At 49.9% G+C, this 20,827-nt stretch carries 21 protein-coding genes and 1 pseudogene; 20 read left to right on the forward strand and 2 right to left on the reverse strand.

The window, feature by feature from the left end; genetic code table 11:
- Nucleotides 1–192: pseudogene (locus KKC1_RS16175) on the forward strand (hypothetical protein); the annotation flags it as partial.
- Between the two features lie 98 nt (nucleotides 193–290).
- A complete protein-coding gene (locus tag KKC1_RS00340; RefSeq protein ID WP_192867999.1) occupies nucleotides 291–2,147 on the forward strand; it encodes an FAD-dependent oxidoreductase in 1,857 nt (618 codons plus the stop codon).
- Between the two features lie 28 nt (nucleotides 2,148–2,175).
- Here KKC1_RS00340 and KKC1_RS00345 read toward each other — a convergent pair whose 3' ends face one another.
- Both KKC1_RS00345 and KKC1_RS17255 read right to left on the reverse strand, forming a co-directional pair.
- Nucleotides 2,176–3,324 (reverse strand): YkvI family membrane protein, encoded by a 1,149-nt coding sequence (locus tag KKC1_RS00345; RefSeq protein WP_192868000.1) that lies wholly within the window; start codon nucleotides 3,322–3,324, stop codon nucleotides 2,176–2,178.
- A gap of 149 nt (nucleotides 3,325–3,473) precedes the next feature.
- The gene (locus KKC1_RS17255; RefSeq protein WP_143288646.1) at nucleotides 3,474–3,563 is read right to left on the reverse strand and encodes a flavin reductase family protein; all 90 of its coding nucleotides are present in this window, start codon (nucleotides 3,561–3,563) and stop codon (nucleotides 3,474–3,476) included.
- A gap of 169 nt (nucleotides 3,564–3,732) precedes the next feature.
- On the opposite strand from KKC1_RS17255, the gene KKC1_RS00350 reads away from it, so the two are divergent.
- The 18 genes from KKC1_RS00350 (at nucleotide 3,733) to KKC1_RS00435 (ending at nucleotide 20,827) form a co-directional block, all read left to right on the forward strand.
- The gene (locus tag KKC1_RS00350; protein WP_088552529.1) at nucleotides 3,733–3,930 is read left to right on the forward strand and encodes a MoaD/ThiS family protein; all 198 of its coding nucleotides are present in this window, start codon (nucleotides 3,733–3,735) and stop codon (nucleotides 3,928–3,930) included.
- Nucleotides 3,931–3,946: 16 nt separating this feature from the next.
- The gene (locus KKC1_RS00355) at nucleotides 3,947–4,870 is read left to right on the forward strand and encodes a PP-loop family protein (protein WP_088552530.1); all 924 of its coding nucleotides are present in this window, start codon (nucleotides 3,947–3,949) and stop codon (nucleotides 4,868–4,870) included.
- Nucleotides 4,871–4,932: 62 nt separating this feature from the next.
- Nucleotides 4,933–6,087 (forward strand): N-acetylglucosamine-6-phosphate deacetylase, encoded by a 1,155-nt coding sequence (gene nagA, locus KKC1_RS00360; RefSeq protein WP_192868001.1) that lies wholly within the window; start codon nucleotides 4,933–4,935, stop codon nucleotides 6,085–6,087.
- Between the two features lie 132 nt (nucleotides 6,088–6,219).
- On the forward strand, nucleotides 6,220–7,251 hold the full coding sequence (hemE, locus tag KKC1_RS00365) for a uroporphyrinogen decarboxylase (protein WP_088552532.1): 1,032 nt from the start codon (nucleotides 6,220–6,222) through the stop codon (nucleotides 7,249–7,251).
- Nucleotides 7,252–7,272: 21 nt separating this feature from the next.
- Nucleotides 7,273–8,214 carry a ferrochelatase gene (hemH, locus tag KKC1_RS00370; protein ID WP_088552533.1) on the forward strand — a complete coding sequence of 314 codons (942 nt, stop codon included), beginning with the start codon at nucleotides 7,273–7,275 and terminating at the stop codon, nucleotides 8,212–8,214.
- Nucleotides 8,214–9,635 carry a protoporphyrinogen oxidase gene (hemG, locus tag KKC1_RS00375; RefSeq protein WP_088552534.1) on the forward strand — a complete coding sequence of 474 codons (1,422 nt, stop codon included), beginning with the start codon at nucleotides 8,214–8,216 and terminating at the stop codon, nucleotides 9,633–9,635. Before hemH ends, hemG begins: the two co-directional genes overlap by 1 nt.
- Nucleotides 9,636–10,000: 365 nt before the next feature.
- The gene (locus KKC1_RS00380) at nucleotides 10,001–10,411 is read left to right on the forward strand and encodes a hypothetical protein (protein WP_088552535.1); all 411 of its coding nucleotides are present in this window, start codon (nucleotides 10,001–10,003) and stop codon (nucleotides 10,409–10,411) included.
- Nucleotides 10,398–11,486: a hydrogenase small subunit gene (locus tag KKC1_RS00385; protein ID WP_088552536.1), complete on the forward strand. Its 1,089-nt coding sequence runs from the start codon at nucleotides 10,398–10,400 to the stop codon at nucleotides 11,484–11,486. Before KKC1_RS00380 ends, KKC1_RS00385 begins: the two co-directional genes overlap by 14 nt.
- A 3-nt stretch (nucleotides 11,487–11,489) precedes the next feature.
- Nucleotides 11,490–13,079: a nickel-dependent hydrogenase large subunit gene (locus KKC1_RS00390; protein ID WP_088552537.1), complete on the forward strand. Its 1,590-nt coding sequence runs from the start codon at nucleotides 11,490–11,492 to the stop codon at nucleotides 13,077–13,079.
- Nucleotides 13,080–13,081: 2 nt separating this feature from the next.
- Nucleotides 13,082–13,714 carry a cytochrome b/b6 domain-containing protein gene (locus KKC1_RS00395; protein ID WP_088552538.1) on the forward strand — a complete coding sequence of 211 codons (633 nt, stop codon included), beginning with the start codon at nucleotides 13,082–13,084 and terminating at the stop codon, nucleotides 13,712–13,714.
- On the forward strand, nucleotides 13,656–14,129 hold the full coding sequence (locus KKC1_RS00400) for a HyaD/HybD family hydrogenase maturation endopeptidase (RefSeq protein WP_088552539.1): 474 nt from the start codon (nucleotides 13,656–13,658) through the stop codon (nucleotides 14,127–14,129). The genes KKC1_RS00395 and KKC1_RS00400 overlap by 59 nt, the downstream gene beginning before the upstream one ends.
- Before the next feature lie 129 nt (nucleotides 14,130–14,258).
- Nucleotides 14,259–15,428, forward strand: coding sequence for a LysM peptidoglycan-binding domain-containing protein (locus KKC1_RS00405; RefSeq protein ID WP_088552540.1), 1,170 nt, complete (start codon nucleotides 14,259–14,261; stop codon nucleotides 15,426–15,428).
- 291 nt (nucleotides 15,429–15,719) lie between these two features.
- The gene (bioB, locus tag KKC1_RS00410) at nucleotides 15,720–16,697 is read left to right on the forward strand and encodes a biotin synthase BioB (RefSeq protein ID WP_238134145.1); all 978 of its coding nucleotides are present in this window, start codon (nucleotides 15,720–15,722) and stop codon (nucleotides 16,695–16,697) included.
- A gap of 109 nt (nucleotides 16,698–16,806) precedes the next feature.
- Nucleotides 16,807–17,259 carry a ferritin-like domain-containing protein gene (locus KKC1_RS00415; protein ID WP_088552542.1) on the forward strand — a complete coding sequence of 151 codons (453 nt, stop codon included), beginning with the start codon at nucleotides 16,807–16,809 and terminating at the stop codon, nucleotides 17,257–17,259.
- A 38-nt stretch (nucleotides 17,260–17,297) separates the two neighbouring features.
- Complete coding sequence (locus KKC1_RS00420; protein ID WP_088552543.1) at nucleotides 17,298–18,182, forward strand: restriction endonuclease; 885 nt, start codon at nucleotides 17,298–17,300, stop codon at nucleotides 18,180–18,182.
- A gap of 78 nt (nucleotides 18,183–18,260) precedes the next feature.
- Nucleotides 18,261–18,965 (forward strand): tRNA (adenine(22)-N(1))-methyltransferase, encoded by a 705-nt coding sequence (locus tag KKC1_RS00425; protein ID WP_088552544.1) that lies wholly within the window; start codon nucleotides 18,261–18,263, stop codon nucleotides 18,963–18,965.
- Nucleotides 18,941–20,059, forward strand: coding sequence for a Nif3-like dinuclear metal center hexameric protein (locus KKC1_RS00430; protein WP_088552545.1), 1,119 nt, complete (start codon nucleotides 18,941–18,943; stop codon nucleotides 20,057–20,059). Before KKC1_RS00425 ends, KKC1_RS00430 begins: the two co-directional genes overlap by 25 nt.
- 60 nt (nucleotides 20,060–20,119) lie before the next feature.
- A complete protein-coding gene (locus KKC1_RS00435) occupies nucleotides 20,120–20,827 on the forward strand; it encodes a zinc ribbon domain-containing protein (RefSeq protein ID WP_088552546.1) in 708 nt (235 codons plus the stop codon).

A 20,827-nucleotide genomic window follows, 5' to 3' on the forward strand; every position in this document is an offset into this window, starting at 1 on the left:
GGTCAGGCCATGGCCAAGGAAGTGCGAATCTTCTCGCCACTGTTGACCATTCCCGGCAGCTTGGTTCTGGTGGGTGGGGCTCTTTATTCCTGGATGCGGAGCAGAGCAACGTATAATCTTTTCATTGCCGCAGGCACCGTCGTCATTGCTGCTTCGGGCAGCTTGGCGCGATTGGGTTGGTCTGGAGCCTAGTGCTGGTAATTTAAGTGGCGATGGCCTTGTGGATAAAGACCGATGGTGATAGAATTGGATTTAGTGAAGACTAATGCAGAATAATGGTGGTGAAAGATTTGACTAATAGATTTTACGCTACCCTAATAATTCCATTATTATTTTTTTTATTTTTTACTACCGGATGTACAGTACAAAATGAGATTAACCCTGGTCCCGCCCACATGGAAAACAAAAATTCTAGTGATAAGGCTGAAACGGCTCCCCATCTTACCCAAATCAATTATTACGATCTGATAGTGGTAGGTGGAGAACCGGAGGGTGTTGCTGCCGCCGTTTCTGGAGCTCGAAGCGGGCTCAGTGTACTTCTTATCGAGGACGACCGGGCTTTGGGCGGCCTGATAACCCTGGGGAAGCTGAGTTTTCTAGATATGAATTACGGCAAAGATGGTACTCTTTTGACCAGGGGAATATTTAAAGAGTTTTATGATGCCGTGGGCGGGACTGTTTTTGATGTCGAAAAGGCGAAGAAAGTTTTTACTGATATGGTGGAAGAGCAGGATACCATCACCTTAAAGCTCAACACGTCTCTTGTAGAGCCCATTAAAGATGGTAACAATTTAATAGGGGTTAGGGTCAGAGAGGGTGGAGAGATCAAAGAATATTACGGCAAACGATTTATAGATGCTACGGCAGATGCCGACCTTGCTGCCCCGGCGGGCGTGCCTTACACAATAGGAAGGGAAGACATTGGAGAAAAAGAGAAAACAATGGGAGTAACGCTGGTTTTTGAATTAACTAATGTAAATTGGCCCCGAATAGTCAACTATCTTAGAACTGATGGCGATAAGTATTCCGGAGCAGGTAAAAGAGCCGCGTGGGGATATAAAAAAGAAGGATACAGTTACGAGCCGAAAGATCCCGGTATACGTTTAAGGGGATTTAATATTGCCCGCCAGGACAACGGCAACGTATTAATTAACGCCCTCATCATCTTCGGTGTAGACGTTTTTGACCCAGAAAGCAGGCAAAAAGCAATCGCCAGAGCCCGAAGAGAGTTGGAATATCTTATGCCATACATTAGAGAGAACTTTGCGGGTTTTGAAAACGCGGAATTGGTAGGGACGGCAGAACAGCTCTATGTCAGGGAAAGCAGACATATTATTGGAGAATACCAGTTGACCATAGATGATGTTCTCGAAAACAGGGATCACTGGGATAGGATTGCCATCGGCAGTTACCCGGTCGATATACAGCCTTCATCGAAGGACGATTATGGCTTTGTTTTGGGAAATCCGGACAGGTACAGTATACCATTTAGATCACTGGTGCCTTTAAAAATTGAAAACTTACTGGTTGTAGGTCGTAGTGCATCTTATACTTCCTTAGCAGCAGGGAGTGCCCGGGTAATACCTGTGGGCATGTGTGAGGGGGAAGCGGCTGGTGTGGCTGCGGCATACTCCATAAAGCATAATATCTCTTTCAGAGAGATGACCAAATCTGAAGAGGCCATTAAATCGGTGCAGGAGGAACTTGTCGCCCGAGGCGCATATTTGGAGCCGTTTAACATAAAAGACCCTTTAACTGATCACTGGGCCTACGAGGGTGTTAAAACACTGCGGAGACTTGGGCTGGTCAAGGGTGGTTACAATAACGACTACGGTTTGAATGAAAAAATAGATAAATGGTTCTTTCAAACAATCCTTAATGAATCTTTGAAAAAAGCAGGAAGTCCACCTGGGAGGTACATTGAAGTTTCCGCAAGGCCTGCCAACGAAGAGATTTTAAAGAGTGTGGCTTTTGGTCTTGGCAAACAAGTAGAAACTGTTCATGAAGCAAGAGAAATCTTATCTGAGCTAGGTATCCTTACTGACGAGTTAAAGCCATATTTTACAGATAACAACAAACGGCCTAACAAAGCAGAAGTAATTATGCTTGTAGCCAACTTATACAAGTATTGTCTAGCAACCCCCTGAAGTGTAACCCAAAAGAGAAGTTTGAAGCTTATTCCTTCACACCTTTAGTGGGCGATCTCTTTTTTTGCTTATTATCGTCAGGTAGTTCCAGCGCGGGTTTTGCCGCCGGAACGGGTTCAAGAATGCCAAGACGAAGGGTTTTGAAGTAGCCATAAGTTAAACTCCCCAGTAGCAATAGCCCTGCAATCCCGACGGCGGGGAAAAGAGTCCCCACTATATTGGAAAAGCCGAATTGGGCGGAAGCAAAGGCCACCCCGCTGGCACCAGTAACCAGCCACTTATAATTATTGCTATCAGGATCAGTTAGCCTGGAGGCAAAGCCGTAAAGGCTGGCTACTGCTGTCGTGTATACTTCGGCAAAGAGCACTACGCTGTACGCGGTGCGGGCCAAAGGAGAAATCCTACCGGCAATGGCTATCATGGGTACCTCCAGCCCGGTGACCTGTGGTGCCGTAGTCAGTATGGCGGCAACTATAGCCAACACACCTATTCCCAGGCCGAGGCCGCCCCATACAGCCCCTAGACGCAATTTGCCGGGTTCGCTCAAGGCTCCCAGAGGTGCCAGCACCGCGACGGCCAATACCAGGTTGTATGATGCATAAAGAATGGCGGCCAAAGGCCAGTAAGGGACGGCAGCCTTTGCGGTGTTTGACCAGTTTAAGTTGACTATGAATGCCTGGGGATTTGAAAAAACAGTCGCCAGGCTCAACACCAGGACGGAGGTTAGTAAAATAGGTGCTATAAAACTTATGGACTCAATGACTCTGGATATACCCAGCAGTACCGTTACCAGCGTAAGGATGACCATCAAAAGGCTTCCCCATAAGGCCGGTAACTTGAACTGTTCTACAAAAATCGCACCGGCCCCTGCAGCCATAGTCACGAGAGCGCCGAAGAGGAAAAAGGTGATTACTGCATCTATTGCTGTGCCGGTCCACCTCCCACCTGCCGCTCTGATGACCGGCAAGTGAGACTTGGCTTTTAGTTCATGTCCCAACTCCATGATGGAGATGCCGAAGAAGATAAAAAGCACAGTACTAATGATAATTCCTATCAAACCCCATTTGCCGTAAAAGCCGAAAAATTGCAGTACCTCCTGACCGGAGGCAAAACCGGCCCCGACTACCGTTCCCACATATGTTGCCGCGATGGCGAAAGTAGAAAGCTTCTTTTGCATAACTCTGACTCCTTGTGAGACTAGTCGATATTATTATTACCCCCCAGTGCCGTGATATAAACCAAAAATCAAAAAGGGCAGACACGAAATTTTTGGTTTAAGTTGAGTTAAATAAAACTAAAAAAGCCGCAGGTATTGCGGCTTTTGTGTTATCCTAGCACCTTCATCTTGCCTCCGTAGAAGACAAGCGGTTTTTTATTCTCATCATAGTGGGCAGCTACTACTTCGCCTACAAAGATCGTATGGTCGCCGGATAAAGATGGAAATGAATGTCAAAATAAATTGTAGCTTCCGCTTGAGCAACTTGACGCTTATAGGCTGCTCTGTTAGTATATAATAAGCGTTGAAGAAGAGTTTTAGACAATTCTGGTTCATTTCCATCATTGCTAAAGGAGGAAAGGGACTGCTATGCGGGTTATCTTTCGTGCCCCGGACAAAAAGGAGATAGAAGTAAAAGGTGACAGGACGGTTAAGCAACTGGCAAAGGAGCTTAATTTCAGTCTGGAATCCCACCTGGTAATCCGGGATGGGCAAATGCTTACTCCCGACCAACTGGTCAAAGATGAAGATGTAATCGAAATCTTCTCGGCCGTATCCGGAGGTTAAGAAAGGAGGCGCCCAGGTGCGCTGTCGTCGTTGCGGAGAAAAGGCTCAGATTCACCTGAAAAGACATCATGCCGCTTTTTGTGCTGAGTGTTTCCTGGAGTATTATTCCCGGCAGGTGCACCGTAACATTCGGCGGGAAAAAATGTTTAGGCCCCAGGAGCGGCTGTTGCTGGTGGTTTCCGGCGGCAAAGACAGCATGGCTCTCTGGGATTTTCTTCTGCGGGAGAACTATCGGGTCACCGCTATGTATATAGATCTCGGTATCGGTGAATACTCGAAAAACTCCCGGCGGGTGGTAGAACAGTTTGCGGAAAACCACCAGGCAGACCTGATAGTAGTTGACCTGGAGAAGGAATACGGTTTTACCGTACCGTGGCTGGCACGTCAGGCCCGGCGGAGCTCCTGTTCGGTCTGCGGCGTGGTCAAAAGATACCTTTTTAATAAAGTGGCTTTGGAAGAAGATTTTAGGGTAGTGGCTACCGGACATAATTTAGATGATGAAGCGGCGACCTTACTGGGCAATACTTTGAGCTGGCAGGTGGGGTACCTGGCCCGTCAGGCTCCCGTTTTACCCAGCACGCATCCCAAGCTGGTTAAAAAAGTAAAACCTCTCTTCACCCTGACCGAAAGAGAAAATCTGGCTTACGTTTTGTTGAACCGGATCGGTTTTGTGCATGAAGAATGTCCTTACTCCAAAGGGGCCAATTCTATACTTTACAAAGAAACCTTAAACCGGTTGGAGGAAGCTAACCCCGGAACTAAACAGCGGTTCCTAACAACTTTCTTAAAGAACGGAAGAAAGTATTTTCAAGCTCACAGGGAAAGCATAGAACTGCGCGAATGTGAGATTTGCGGCCAGGTCACCACGGCGGAAGTGTGTTCTTTCTGCCGACTGCGGGAAATAGCCCAACGGCGTCAAACAGAGGCTGAAAGGACCTAAAGCTCTCGGTTTTACTGAGGGCTTTTATTTGTACCTACATCTCGGGGGCGGGGGATAACGTGGTGAGAGAGTATGAAGTGATAGATTTACCGCCTTTCCATCAAAACACCCTGATTGTGGCCGACCGAATTTTAACACCGCACGAGGTTATAGAACACGGGAGTATTTATGTGCAAAATGGAGTAGTACACCGGGTAACGGATAAAATACCTGAAAAGGTAAAGGATGTTGTGTTGCTTGACCTCGATAACTGCCTGGTGTTGCCGGGACTGATTGACATCCATGTCCATGGCATGGCGGGAGTAGATATCATGTCGGCAGAAGAAGACGACTTGATGGTTATGCAAAAAGAACTGGCCCGCAAGGGAACGAGGGCCTTCCTGGCCACGACGGTTCCGGCTCCTCTGCCGGAGTTAAAGCGGGTACTCGCGGTGATAGCCCGCCGTATAAAGAGGCAAAAGCCGGAGGACGGGGCGGCTCTTTTGGGTATACATTTGGAAGGGCCCTTCTTAAATCCTGAAAGAAGAGGGATTCACCGGGCGGAATACCTTCTGCCGCCGGATAAACAGGTTTTTGAGGAGCTTCAGGACGCCGCGGAAGGAAATATTAAGCTGGTCACCCTGGCACCCGAACTGCCGGGCGCCCTATCCCTTATCGAGTACCTGCGCCGCCGGGGCGTTCAGGTGTCGGTGGGACACTCCCGGGCCTCGTACGAAGAATTTTGGAAGAGCATAGAGGCGGGGGTAGAAGGGGTTACCCACCTTTTCAACGCCATGGGTCTTTTTCACCACCGTCACCCCGGCCTGGCAGGCGCGGCTCTGGAGGCCGAAGTTTATGCCGACCTGATAGCCGATAGATTGCATTTACATCCGGCCGTTATTCGCCTGGCCTGCCGGTTGAAAAAGGAAGAAAAGGTTATTCTAATTAGTGATGGTTTACCTTTAACCGACAGTCCTGACGGCAGATATCTTTTATGGGGGCGAGAGGTCACCAAAACCGGAACTCAGGTGACTGACAGTAACGGCAACCTGGTGGGCAGCGTCAAGTCCCTGCTGGAAATGCTGTTAAATGTTTCCCGTTACCTTGAAAAGCCTTTGGAACAGGTGGTTTCTTACGCCACCCTCAATCCGGCGCGATTCTTGGGGTTAGGTGACCAGTGGGGAAGTATAACTCCTCATAGTATAGCCAGTTTTACAGTGATTAAGGAAAAAAGTTGAAATAATATTGAGGTTTAAAAAAGGAAATTAAATAAGAGATGTCGAAAGCTAACTTGCTTGCTCTTTTGTTCACAAAATCGCCTTGATGATAGAGTGCGGGATTTATCTATCAATTAAAGGAGGATCAGTTAAATGAATGACCGCTTTTTGAAAGCATGCCGTCGGGAAGAAGTAGACTGCACACCTGTCTGGCTGATGCGACAGGCCGGACGTTATATGAAGGAATACATGGAGATTAGAAGTAAATATTCGTTTTTAACTATGTGCAAGACGCCGGAACTGGCGGCAGAAGTAACCTTGCAGCCGGTGGATAAACTAGGAGTAGATGCAGCTATTCTTTTTGCTGATATTTTATTACCCCTCGAGGGAATGGGTATAGAATTGGAATTTGCCCAAAATGAAGGGCCGGCTATTCACAACCCGGTGCGGTCTGAGGCGGATGTGGAAAAACTGCGTCTCATCGAACCGGAAGAAGATGTACCGTACGTTTTGGAAGCGGTCAGGCTGGTGCGTCGAGAACTCGCGGGAAAGGTGCCTCTTATCGGCTTTTCTGGAGCACCCTTTACTTTAGCGAGCTATATTATCGAAGGGGGAGGATCCAAATCTTATCTCCACTGTAAGGAGATGATGTGGAAGGCTCCCAGAGTGTGGCATGCCCTGATGGAGAAAATTGCAGAGGTGGTGGTAAGGTATTTAAGGGCCCAAATCAGAGCCGGAGCCCAGGCCGTTCAGGTTTTCGATTCCTGGGTGGGTACTTTATCTCCCGAGGATTATGAAGAGTTTGTCTTACCTCATTCGCGATACGTGATGGAGAATTTGAAAAAAGAAGGCGTTCCTGTTATCCACTTTGCCAATAATGCTTCTACCCTTTTGGAGTTAGTAAAGATGGCCGGTGGTGACGTAATAGGCGTAGACTGGAGGATAAACCTGGATGAAGCCTGGCGGCGTATTGGTTACGACGTAGCCATTCAGGGCAACCTGGACCCGGCGGCACTGCTGGCACCACCGGAGGTAATTGAAAAGAAAGTGCGGCGTATTTTGGAAAGGGCGGGAGGACGCCCGGGTCATATTTTCAATCTGGGACACGGTATTCACAAGGAGACTCCTGTAGAGCACGCCATTGCTCTGGTAGAAGCTGTTCACAAGTACAGCAAGCGTTCCTGATAATCAAAGGAGGTCTGCTAATTGGTAACCGGAGGAAATTTAACCGGGATTCTGCTCATGGCCTTCGGGGCGCCCGATTCACCCGAAGCGGTGGAGCCTTTTCTCCGTAAATTACTGGGGAACCGTCCCCTCCCTGAACCCGTTCTGGCTAAAATTAAGGAACGATACAACCTCATAGGCGGCAAGTCGCCTTTGCTGGAAATTACCCAAACTCAGGCCTTCAAGCTGGAAGAAAAGTTAAAGCAGAGAGGCAAGAGTTGCCGGGTCTACACGGGCATGTGTTACTGGCATCCCTTTATCGAAGAAGCTCTGGCCCAGATGGTAGAGGACGGAATAAACCGGGTACTGGCTTTGAGCCTGTCGCCTCACTATTCTCGAGTGAGCACGGGAGCCTATCTGCGCCAGCTGGAAGCGGCCCTAGACCGCTACGGCGGCAGTTTGCAGGTAACACGGGCGGGTGACTGGTACGATCACCCGCTGTACATCCAGGCCCTGGCCGAAAAAGTAGGGGAAGGGTTGCGCCAGTTTCCGGAAGACGTACGGGCTGAGGTACCGTTGGTTTTCAGCGCCCACAGCGTACCTTTGGAGCATATCGAAGGGGGAGACCCTTATCTGGAACAGGTTGAGAAAACCGCCTCTGCTTTGGCGGAAACGCTGGGAGAAGTGCAGTGGCAGTTGGCTTTCCAGAGCAAGGGAGCCGGGAAGGGCCGCTGGTTGGAACCGGAGGTAGAAAAGGTTTTGGAACAATTGAGAGATCAGGGGAAGAAAAACGTGTTGCTGGTGCCATTGAGCTTTGTTTCTGACCATGTGGAAACGCTTTATGACATGGACATCGCCCTTAAGGAGTATGCGCGAAGTTTGGGTCTCAATTTTGTCCGGTGCAGTACCTTAAACGATTCCCCTGCTTTTATAGAAGCTTTGGTTCAGATCATCGAACAGAAGTTGGATCAGGAGTGGAAATAATGAAGAAAGTGGTAATTATCGGGGGCGGCATAGCCGGCCTGGCGGCAGCTTATACCCTGGCGGAAAAACAAAAACAGGGGCAGGCAGAAATAGATTACCTGCTGATTGAAAGGGAAGAACGGCTGGGAGGCAAGGTTTTAACGGAACAGGTGGACGGTTTTGTCATCGAAGGAGGCCCCGATTGTTTTTTGTCCCAGAAACCCTGGGCGGCTCAGCTGGCGTCCAAAGTAGGTATCCGGGACGACCTTTTGGGGACTAACGAGGAAAACCAGGGGACCTATGTCCTGTCCGGAGGCAGGTTGCACAAGCTTCCGGAAGGCCTGATGTTGATGGTGCCGACTAAGATAATACCTTTTGCTATGAGCTCATTGATCTCCTGGCCGGGCAAGATACGTATGGCCTTTGACCTCTTTTTACCGAAGAAAAAAGGTGACGGGGATGAGAGCCTGGCCGATTTTGTGACCCGGCGGTTGGGGCGGGAAGCCCTGGAAAAGATTGCGGAGCCCCTTATCGGGGGCATCCATGCCGGAGACGCCCATACTATGAGTCTCAAAGCTAGTTTTCCCCGCTTTCTGGAAATGGAAAGGAACTACGGCAGCCTTATACGGGCCATGCTGGCCGCCCGTAAGAAGGCTCCTCCCCGTAAGCCTGATGCCAAGGATGGCCCGCGATATACGTACTTTATGAGCTTCCGCCGGGGAATGGGGGAATTACCCGGTACCGTAGCCGCGTGCTTGGACTCTGCGAAAGTCCTTCTGGGAAGGCGGGTTACAGCAGTTAAAAGGGCGGGTAAAGGTTTTTTGGTGGAAGGGGAAGGGATGGAGCCACTAAAAGCCGATGCCTTGATCGTGGCCACCATGGCCAACCATGCGGCGGAAATTCTGCACCTGGTCGATCCTGTACTGAGAGAAAAATTACAGGAGATTCCCCACGTTTCTTCGGCTACCGTTTCTTTGGCTTTTCGTACCTGCGATATCAACCGCCCGCTGGAAGGGTTCGGGTTTGTCATCCCTAGGATCGAGGGACGGAAAATAATGGCCGTAACGTACAGCTCCCGGAAATGGAAATACCGGGTGCCCGATGATAGTGTGATTCTCATGCGCATCTTTGTGGGTGGTGCCGCCAATCAGGACCTGGTGGCGCTGGACGATGCGGAAATGTTGAAGATGGTCCGGGCGGAGTTGGAGGACATCCTGGGTATCCGGGCGGAACCCATAATGGCCCGCATTTATCGCTGGTTCCAGGGCATGCCGCAGTATACCCTGGGGCATTTAGAAAGGTTGGAAATAATTGAGAAACGGCTGCAGGAGATACCCGGGTTGTACCTGGCCGGCGGGTCTTATTGGGGTGTCGGCGTTCCTGACTGTATCCGCTCGGGAACGGAAGCGGCAGAAAAAGCTATTGCCCATCTTTTGAAATAATTCTTCCAGTACAAAGCCTCCATCACGGGAGGCTTTAAATTTTGGTACTTTCAGGGAGTTCGACAAAAAATAATAAAAACCCTTGATTTCTTCAAAGATTTTTTTTATTCTATAAACTGTTGATTAATGATATAATAAAGAAAAGTTTAAATTGTGTAGTTAATTCTGAATATTACTTAATTTTTATAATTATTTAAATTTTATTAAATTTTATAAAAAATTCACTCAAATGATGGCGCAAGGCCCTTAGCCAATAAAAACGAAGCGGTAGTACAGGAAGAACGCTTGACCTCGCGTTCGTGTTCAAGTAAATTTGTGCCTCGGGAGTCCCTCAGGGGGAAAACCAATTTTCAGGGGTGATAACTGTGAAAAGCCAAACACCCGTGGAGAGAATGAACCGCAAGGAGTTTTTTCGTTCCCTGTTCCGTTCTCTCCAGGAAACCAGTCGGGATTTCTTAGGGGCTGTGCTCGAGGTATGGCCCGGGGGAAGACAAAGGAGAATTTTTGTGACTTCGCAAAAGGTTACCCGTCCCCAACTTAAGGTGGCTCAGGGCCTTTGGCTGCTGCTCTGTCCCCCGGCGGAAGCTCCTAGAATTTATGCGGCCTACTGTCCCCGCGATGGGGCCAGGCTGCAGCGACAGCCACCCTCAAGTTACCTGGTTTGTGTTCGCTGTAACGCTGCCTATGATCCTCATACCGGGCGGGGAGAGTCAGGAGACCGGCTAAGGGTCTTAGAAACTCAACTAACGGAGGAGGGATTATATGTCATCGTTTAAGAAGCGAGAAGAGCTAGTGGAGGAGGGTTTCCAGCGCCTGGAAGCACGGGGCATATCCCGAAGGACCTTTATCAAACTGTGTGCCATGACGGCAGCGGCTTTCGGCCTGGAAGTGCAGTTAGGACCTAAAATGGCGGAGGCTGCGGCCGAAAATATTGGTAAAAAACCGCTGGTCTGGATGCAGGGGCAGGGTTGTACCGGCTGCAGCGAATCCCTGTTATCTTCTTTTGAACCGGGACCGGCGGAAATCATACTGGATATGCTTTCCGTTCGCTTTCACCCCACCATTATGGCCGCTTCGGGCGAGGGGGCTATAAGCGCTTGGAAGGAAGCAATAGAGCAGGGAGGTTACCTGTTGGTGCTGGAAGGGTCTATCCCTACGGCGGATCCCCGGTTCTGCATGGTTGAAGGACGTCCCCTTTTGGACCAGTTCCGGGAGGCGGCCCGGAAGGCGGAAGTAGTAGTGGCCGCTGGTTCCTGCGCCTCTTACGGCGGGATCCCTAGGGCAGGTAAGACCGGGGCTGTCGGAGCCGCGGACGTCCTGGAAGGCCAGACGGTTATCAATTTACCCAGTTGTCCCGTTAAACCTACCCGGCTGCTCGGCACCGTGCTTTATTACTTGAGTTTCGGTGAAGCGCCACCCCTGGACGAGTACAACCGGCCAGTACCTTATTACAAGCGCTATCTGCAGCATGACAGTTGTCCTAGGAGGGGCCATTACGAGCGGGGAGAATTTTTGCGGGACTGGAACGATCCCGAAACGGTGGACTGGTGCCTGTACTATAAAGGTTGTAAGGGCCCGTACACCTATACCGATTGCCCGCGCATCTGGTGGAACGATGGGGTCAATTACTGTATTCGTGCCGGTTCCCCCTGTGCGGGGTGTACGCAACCCGAGTTTTATGACCAGTTCACCCCCTTGTACGCCAAGCAGGAAAATTTCCCCAACCCCGGGATAGCCGGGCTGAGTCCCGCTTCTCTGGCTAAAGGAATCGCTGGACTAACGGCAGTAGGCGTGGCTAGTCACGCGGTAGCCAAGGCAGTGAAGAACAAGTCAGGTGGAGGGGAGGAGTAAAGGATGAGTACACGAATAGTAGTAGACCCTGTTACCAGAATAGAGGGTCACCTGCGCATTGAAGTAGAAGTGGAAAACGGAAAGGTAGTGGATGCCTGGAGCAAGGGTACTATGTTCCGGGGTTTCGAACAGATCCTGGTCGGCAAGGATCCGCGCGATGCTACCTATGTTGCTGAAAGGATATGCGGCGTCTGCATGGGCTCCCATGGTTGGACGTCGGCGATGGCAGTCGAACAGGCTCACGGGGCAAAGGTTCCTACGGCAGGGCGTTTAATCCGGAATCTTCTGGTGGGAGCCCTTTGGCTGCATGACCACCCTCTGCATTTTTATCACTTATCTGCTCTCGATTACCTGGACGTGATGGCGGTAGCCCAATACCAGGGTAATGACCCGGGACTATTAGCGGTAAAGGAAAAGATCATGTCCCTGGTGGAAGCAGGAGATACTTATCCCCTGACACCGCGCTACCAGCCGGACGATTTTTCCGTAAAAGACCCGGAAATCGTTACCACTGCCGTGGCCCATTACTTGAAGGCCCTGGAGATTCAGGCCAAAGCAAAAAAAATGTCGGCCATTCTAAGCGGCAAACAACCCCACCAGTCCAGTATCGTGGTGGGGGGCGTCACCGGGTATCCTAATATAGAGCAATTGCACCAGTTTCGCGACCTGCTGGTGGAGGTAGTTGATTTTATTAAAAACGTATATGTTCCCGATGTGGTTTTCTTCGGTACCGGTCCCCTGTTGCCCCTGGCCCAGGCCGGCATAGGAGCGGGTCCCGGCAACTACCTCGCCTACGGAGGATTTCCCCAGGACGACGACGGGAAGGAAAAACTGTTGCCCGCAGGCGTGATCAAGGACGGGAATCTTTCGCGGGTGGAAGAGTTAGACCCGCAGAAAATTACCGAAGCGGTTACTCACTCCTGGTACAAAGAATACGGGGAAGCCAAACACCCGTGGGAGGGGAGTACCGAGCCGGATTTGGATAAAGAGGGAGCCTACTCTTTCGTAAAGGCCCCGCGCTATGAGGGCAAACCCATGGAGGTCGGCCCCCTGGCCAGGATGCTGGTGAAGCAACACCAGCCGCTGCTGGACTTGGTGCAGGAATACGGTATCAAGCCCGGGGCTGTGGCCAGGCATGCGGCCAGGGCCTTGGAGACCGTATTAGTAGCTGACGCCATGTTCCTCTGGCTGGATCAATTGATGGAAGTGCTGAAGGAAGGCGATGCCTACGCGGCAGAAGGCAGTGCCAAAATCCATGATACGGCGCACTGGGAACCGCCCCAGAGCGGCAGAGGGGTAGGTCTCAACGAGGCGCCCCGGGGAGCTTTGGGCCATTGGGTGGAAATTAAAAACCGGAAAATAAGCCATTACCAGATTGTGGTACCTACAACCTGGAATGCTTCTCCCCGGGACGATAAGGGTGTACGGGGCCCTATTGAACAGGCTCTGATTGGCACGCCGGTGGACCCCGAGAATCCGGCTAACGTGGTAAGGGTCATTCGTTCATTCGATCCCTGCCTGGCCTGCGCCATCCATATTATAGAGCCCCGGGGCGAACGGTTTGTGGAAATTTCTCCGATGGGAGGCTGGTAAATGTGGCCAGACCGACGGATTATCCCTTTCCGCAAAGAGTAATGCATTACCTGCACCTAATAGGTATTATCACCCTGGTGTTTACCGGATTTCTCATCCACCACCCGCCTCAAGGCACCAGCCAGTCGGCTTTGCGCGTAGTTCATGTACTGGTGGGCATAATAGTTTTAGTAGTAGTTTTGGTGCGCATCTACTACGCTTTCAACGGATTTTACCGGGATGCCCACCAGTTTGCCCTCAGAAGAGATGACTGGCGCAACTTACCTGCCGTTATCCGGCACTATTTAACCTTGAAGGGGGAACTTCCCCCCCATTCGGGCAAATACAACCCGCTGCAGAAGTTGAGCTACCTGGGAGTGGTTGTCTTAGTCCTGGCGCAGAGCCTTACAGGTATGGCCCTTTACTGGCCAGGTACTTTTTCCGGCCTGGTGGCTTCCCTAGAGGGTTTAGCGGGCGTACGGGCGTCGCATTACGCGCTGACTTGGTTGCTAATAACGTTTATTATGGTACATCTCTACATGGTTATCAGTGAAACTCCAGACCGATTGCGCCTGATGTTGCTGGGCCAAACGGGAGGTGTCGGCTCTGAAAAAGAAGGTGCTGGTACTGGGAGTAGGCAATATCCTCTGTCGTGATGACGGGCTGGGTCCGGTGGTGGTACGCCGCCTGGAACAGCGGTGTTCCTTGCCGGGTGTGGATTTCCTGGACGGTGGGACCTTGGGGCTCGACTTGTTAGCTTACCTGGACGGCTACAGTCACCTGGTGTTAGTGGACGCGGTAGATCTAGGACGTCAACCTGGTCAAATTTTTCGCTGGGAGGAGGTCCAACCCGACCTCCTGTCCCGCCAGGTATCTTTTCACCAGGTCGGCGTTAGGGAACTGTTGACGGCTGCTAAGCTTTTGGGCCACCGCTTTCGGGTAACCTGCTTCGGGGTTCAGGCGGCAGACCTTTCCTGGGGGATGGAACTGTCGCCGCCGGTAGCCGAGGCTCTGCCTGCTTTGGAGGAAGCGGTACTGAGAGAGTTACAGCGGCTTACTGGAAGCGGGTAAGCCGGATGTAAGATGATAGGGAAATATCCTAAAGAAAACCAATATTTGGTTGAATTTACTTAGAGGTCCGGGTCAGATTGTGTCGAAATATGTCGTCAGTACCGAAAATTAGTAAAGCGGGGAGGGTTTATGAAAGGGAAGAAGGTACTGGCGACAGTAGTTATAGGGGGATTTTTAGCCTTTTCCCCCTGGCTTCTTAAGGCGGAAGCTGCGGGGGAACCAGTTACGGAGTTTCAGAAAGGGGTGGTACATGAAGTTCAGCCGGGAGAATCCCTGTGGAAGATCAGCCAAAAGTACGGTGTTTCGGTCGACCAGATACGCCGGCAAAATAGCTTATCTTCCGATGTTATACTATTTGGGCAAAAATTGTTAATAGTACCGGCAAATTATACGGTACAAGACGGGGATACTCCGTGGCTTATAAGCCAGCGCTTCAATATTCCGCTGGAACAAATTCTGAACTTAAATGGTTTGAATTCCGGGGATGTGATTTACCCGGGGCAAAAATTACTATTGCTAAACCCTAATCTGGTCCATACCGTCCAGGAAGGCGATACTCCCTGGCTTATCAGCCGGCAGTATAATGTTTCCCTGGAAGAATTGCTGGCGGTTAACGGATTGCAGGAGACGTCGGTAATTTACCCGGGACAGGAGCTGATAGTTCCTGTCTCCGGTCCTGAGCCAGATGCCGCACTGGAGGCACAGGAGCCTTATGTAACGTATACTACTCATACGGTGCAGCCGGGAGATACCCTATGGAATGTGAGCATCCAGTACGGCATACCTATGCAGGAACTTATGGAAGTTAACAACCTAGATGAATCCACCGTTTTGTATCCGGGGCAGGAACTTACCATTCCGGTGCATCATATCCCGGTAAAGCCTACGGTAAGCCCCCGGCATGGAGAACTGCTGGATTGGTGGACGGAGGCCCAGTACCTTTGGCCTATTGGCCGGGAGGCAACCATTATTGACTTTTATACGGGAAAAAGTTGGCGGATGCGGCGTACCTTCGGAGCGGCCCATGCCGATGTGGAACCCCTCACGGCGGAAGATACGGCAATTATGAAGAGTGTCTGGGGAGGGGAATGGAGCTGGACGCCCCGCCCGGTTCTGGTGGTGGTTAACGGAAGGCGGATTGCCGCGTCGGCCAGCGCCATGCCTCACAGTGTAGAGAAGATCTTGGATAATGATTTTCCCGGCCACAGCGATATTCATTTTCTCAATAGCCGGAGGCACAAGGACAATACCATCAGCGAGAGCCATCAGAAAAATGTTCATATAGCGGCAGGGCAGTAAGCCGCCTACGGGAAAAGCGGAGCCAAAAAAGCGGGAGGTAAAACCCCCGCTTTTTTGGCCATTATCAAGTTGGGGACGGTTCCGGACTTGACAACGTCCGGGCGGTGAAAAATCATAAATAAGATGCAGAGTCTTGTGGTGCAATACGGAAAGATTGGTAAAGAGAAGGAGGAATTTTGGCAAAAGAGACGAATTGAAAAAAAGGAAAAGGTGAGAGTTAATTTTTTTTGCACTAAATGTTAACTACTATAATTTAATTGGTTAACAATGTGAAATTAAGGGGGAATGCTTGTGGAAAAATTAATCAGCACGGTTGCTCAAAGGATTTTAGATGGAGGGGAAATCACCCGGGAAGAAGCATTTCGTCTGAGCGAAGCACGGGGGGCGGAGATACAACTACTGGCAGCTTATGCGAACCTGATACGGGAGCGCTTTACGGGAAACCGGGTGGATCTCTGCTCCATCATCAGCACCAGGACTGGTAAGTGTCCTGAAGACTGCGCTTTTTGTGCTCAATCAGTACACCACCAAACTCAGATTGCCACCCATGACCTGCTGGACGAAAACTTTATCGTGGCCAGGGCCAAAGAGATGGAAAAAGCGGGGGCCCACCGTTTTGATATTGTCATTAGCGGCTTAGGGGTTACCGAGGAGGACCCCGATTTCCGGAGAATCCTCCGTATTTTTGCCAGGTTGCGTAAAGAAACCAACTTGGAATTATGCGCCTGCCTGGGAACCCTGACCGAAAAGGTGGCCCTTCAACTTAAAGAGGTAGGAGTAACCAGGTATAACCATAACCTTGAAACCTCGGAAAGCTTTTTCCCGGAAGTTGTAACTACCCACAGCTACCAGGAACGCCTTCAGACCATCAAAAACGCGAAAGCAGCGGGTCTGGAAATTTGTTGCGGCGGTATCATCGGCATGGGAGAAAGCATGGCTCAGCGCATAGAGTTTGCGTTTACTTTAAAAGAATTGGATGTGGACGCCGTTCCCATTAATGTGTTGAACCCCATCAAAGGGACTAAATTAGAAAACCAGCCCCCTTTGCCCCCCACGGAAATCCTGCACACTTTTGCCCTTTTCCGTTTCATCCTGCCGGCAAAAAATCTTCGTTATGCCGGAGGGAGAGAAGTTAACTTGAGGGATTTACAGGCCCTGGGTCTGATGGCCGGGCTTAACGGTATGTTGGTAGGCAATTATTTGACCACCACCGGCAGGCCAGTGGAAGAAGATTTGCAAATGATTAAAGACTTGGGACTGGAGTTTTAAACATTTAAAACCGGCAACGATTTCAACAAAGGGAAGTGGGAATAGCTTTTACAGTTACAGAGAAAATAATACCGAAAACAACAATTGAATTACCTGGGAGGCTGGGGATTTGGATAAAAATGATTTGATTAACAAGCTAAACTGGTTCTACAGTCTTGAACTTAACCAGGTGGGCTTTTATACGTCTCAAAGCAAGGACGTTAACGATATTTATATCCGAAAAGTGCTGGAAAGGGTTGCGAGCGTTGAACAGCAGCATGTAAACAATATTGCCGATTTTATTAAAGAGCTTGGTGGCAAGCCGACGGTGGTAGGTGATTTATTGGCTCCCGTTTCAGGGAGGATAGCGGGTAAGATCAGCGGCTGGGCGGGAATAATTACGATGCTGAAAATAAATATTAATTTGGAACAAAAAGCTATGGCCGATTACAAAAATCTGATTGTCAGGGTCGGCGACAAGGATTTATTTGATCTCTTGTGGGCAAATCTCGTTGACGAGGACTTACATGCCGCCTGGTTTTCCAACAAGGTTAAAGAATTGGAAGCGCTAGAAGTGGAATAAAATGGTAGATTGTGGGCAAGCTAATTAGGGGTGATAAAATGAGGAAAGATCCCCGTTCCAAACTGGCCCGGTGGGTAGATATTTATCTGGGCGGTGTTCTGCTCTGGATCTTGAGTTTCCTTGTTTTGCGAGCCCGAACGGGTGATGGTTTCTGGGCCCTGCTTCTTTCGAGCGGGCTGGTGGTGGCGGCATACTGGATTGTACGTCACCGGGAAAAAAAGAGAAAAGAGCTTCGCGAGCGGAATTATCGTTTGTGGATTGCAGGGAAGAAATGCATTGAAAATATGCGGCTATTGGAGCGAGGGCTGTTCTGTCACCTGGTAGGGGATATTTTGCGCAACCTGGACGGGTTTGAAAAAATACAACCGGCACAAGGTACAGGATTGGATTTAACCGGCTATTACCGGGGAGTGCCTGTAGCTGTATGGTGTGCTAACCTCAGGGATGAGGAGGAAATGGTAAGCAGTACTGAATTGAGGAATTTTGTTGGCGCTATGGCGGTAGAAGGATACCGAAACGGGATTTTGGTTACCACCGGCGGTTTCAGTCCGGAAGTTTACAAAACGGTAAAGAAGATTAGAAACCGGTACCGTATTACTTTAGTAGACCAAAACAAGCTGGTGGAGTGGGCGGCCACGGCCCGAAGCGAGGTATATCCTACGGGTGAAGCTCTGGAACGTGTTTTGGAAACAGAAATCGAAACTGAAGCTAAGTCTTCCTGGCTGGATTTATTTCTGGCAGATCCCCGAAAAGCTTCATCTTACCTCAAGGTTGGCCTGATTTTATTCCTGTTCTGGCTTTTATCCGGACAGGGACTGGCATTCAAAAGTTTTTACCTTATAGGGGCATTTGCCAATTTCTTTTTAAGCGCTGCAGTTTGGGTCATCAATTGGCCGCTGGAAGGAGAGGGTAATAAAAAATAAAAAAAGGATTTTGCCTTAAATAAGTGGAAAAATTATTACAGGATGGGCAGCTAACTGGTAAGAACGGCGGTAGAGGTTATGAAAATATCCAAGCGGTTAACAGCCATTGCTTCTTTGGTTAAACCGGGGAGTGTCCTGGGTGACATAGGTACCGATCATGCCCTGCTTCCGGTTTACCTGGTAAAAAACCAAATCTGCCCCAGAGTCATTGCTACTGATGTGGCACCGGAACCCCTGAAAAGGGGAGAACAGCTGGTACGTTCCCATAATCTTGTCGGTCGGATTTCCATGCGGTTGGGGTACGGGCTAAAGCCCCTGCGGCCGGGAGAAGTGGATACAGTAGTTATTGCCGGGCTGGGCGGAAAGACCATGGTAGACATTTTATCGGCTTCACCTGAAATTGTACGGGGGTTGAACCGACTGATTCTCCAGCCTATGGTAGCCGGAGAAGTGGTGCGAAAGTGGTTGGTTACAAACGGGTGGAAAATCGCAGAGGAAGAACTGGTTAAAGAAGACAATCATATTTATGAAATAATCCTGGCCGAACCGGGGCACCAGGAACCTTTGCACCCCCTCCAGCTGGAACTGGGACCGGTGCTGATGGCTAAAAAACACCCGTTGCTGGTGGAGTTAACTGAAAACAGGCTGGCGGAAGTCCGTGGCATATTGGAAAGTCTTTATCGGAGTAAAACGCGGGAGGCTAGGCAAAAAGAAGAACAGTTCAGGGAGCGGGCTAAGGAACTGGAGGAGGTGTTGGAATGGCTGTCACGTGCCAGCAAATAATCAGCATTTTAGAAGAACTGGCACCGCCTCGCTGGCGAGAAGAATGGGACAACGTAGGGCTCTTGGTGGGTGATCCTGCCCTGCCGGTCAAAAATGTTTTACTTACTCTAGACGTGACGGACGCCGTCGTAGAGGAGGCGGTAGACAAACAAATAGACCTTATTATTTCCCACCATCCAGTTATATTTCGCCCCATTAGCAACCTGCGATACAACCAACCCCTGGGTCGATTACTTCATCGTCTGGTGAAAGAAAACATAAATGTTTATGCTGCTCATACCAACTTGGATAATGCTCCCGGTGGAGTCAACGACCGGTTAGCCGACATATTAGGGCTGCAGGAGGTCAAAGTCCTGGAACCGGCCTTCCGGGAAAAACTTTACAAGCTGGTGGTGTTTGTCCCGGAAGGTTATGAGGATAGAGTGCGGCAGGCCATCTGCGACGAAGGAGCGGGGTGGATTGGCAATTACTCTCACTGCACGTTTCAGGTGGCGGGAACGGGCACTTTTAGGCCCCTGGAGGGGACTAATCCTTTTATTGGAGAGACCGGACGTCTGGAAAAAACGGCGGAATTTCGCCTGGAGACTATTGTACCCCAAAACAGGCTGCCTAGAGTACTTCAAGCCATGAACGAATCCCATCCTTATGAAGAAGTTGCGTATGATGTTTACCCGTTGTTTAACCAGGGGAAAGAGATAGGTCTGGGTCGAATCGGGCTGTTGCCCCATCCTCAGCCTCTCAAATCCCTTGTTTCTCTTGTCAAGGAGAAGTTCAACGTGGGCAGTCTTAAGGTGGTCGGGGATCTGGAGACGGAAATTAAGAAAGTTGCCGTATGCGGCGGTGCTGGTGGTTCCTTCATAGAGAGGGCTTTTCTACAGGGAGCCGATCTTTATATCACCGGTGATCTGAAGTACCATGAGGCACAGCATGCAGCTAGTTTAGGCCTCGCCGTTATTGATGCCGGGCATCACGGTACAGAAAAGGTTATCGTCCCGGCTCTGGCGGAATTTCTGGAGCAACGGCTTTCCACGCTGAAGGCGGAAATCAACCTTATTCTGTCTGAAGTGGATACGAATCCGTGGCAAGTCCTTTAGGATAGAAGCGGTATGCTTTCTATCCTATTTTATTATTACCTTGATAAGGGGGGATAAATTATGTCCTTGAAAAAACTATGGGAAATGCAACAAATGCGCCAGCGTTATTTACAGCTCAAACAACAAATTAAGACAAGTCCGCTGGGCTTAAAACTGGAAAAAGAAAAGCACGTGATGGAGAAGATCAGGGCGGATCTAACGGAGAGAAGAGAAGCGCTGCGCCGGCTGAGCCGGGAATTGCGTCAAAGAGAGCTAGATGCCAAAGAAGTGGGGGAAAAGATAAAAAGGCTGGAGCAGAAGCTTTATGAGGGAAATATAACTAATTCCAGGGAACTGAAAAGTCTGGAAGAAAATCTCAGGTGGGTTAAGCAGGAACAGGAGGAAATCGAAGAAGAGATAATCAACATGGCTTTGCAAGAAGAACAACTGGAAGAGGAGTTGCGAAAGGCAGAACAGGAATTTCAGCAACTGGAGCAAACTTACTCCGCCGCGTTAGAAGAGTACCACCGCTGGAAACAAGAATTGGAGGAAGAAATGAGAAGGATCGAGGTCAGTCACCACCAAATTATTTTTCAAATAGATAAAGATCTCCTTAAACTTTATAAAAAAATGCGCCCGAAATACGGCGAGCGAGTGGTGGCCAGGGTGGAAAACCAAACCTGTACTGGCTGCCGGGTGCAGATCCCCACGTCCTTATTGCAGGCGTTGAGGCGCCAAACCGACTTGATCAGGTGTGAGAATTGCGGGCGTCTTCTTCTTTACGAATAG

The organism is Calderihabitans maritimus, from assembly GCF_002207765.1.
Lineage (GTDB): Bacteria > Bacillota > KKC1 > Calderihabitantales > Calderihabitantaceae > Calderihabitans > Calderihabitans maritimus.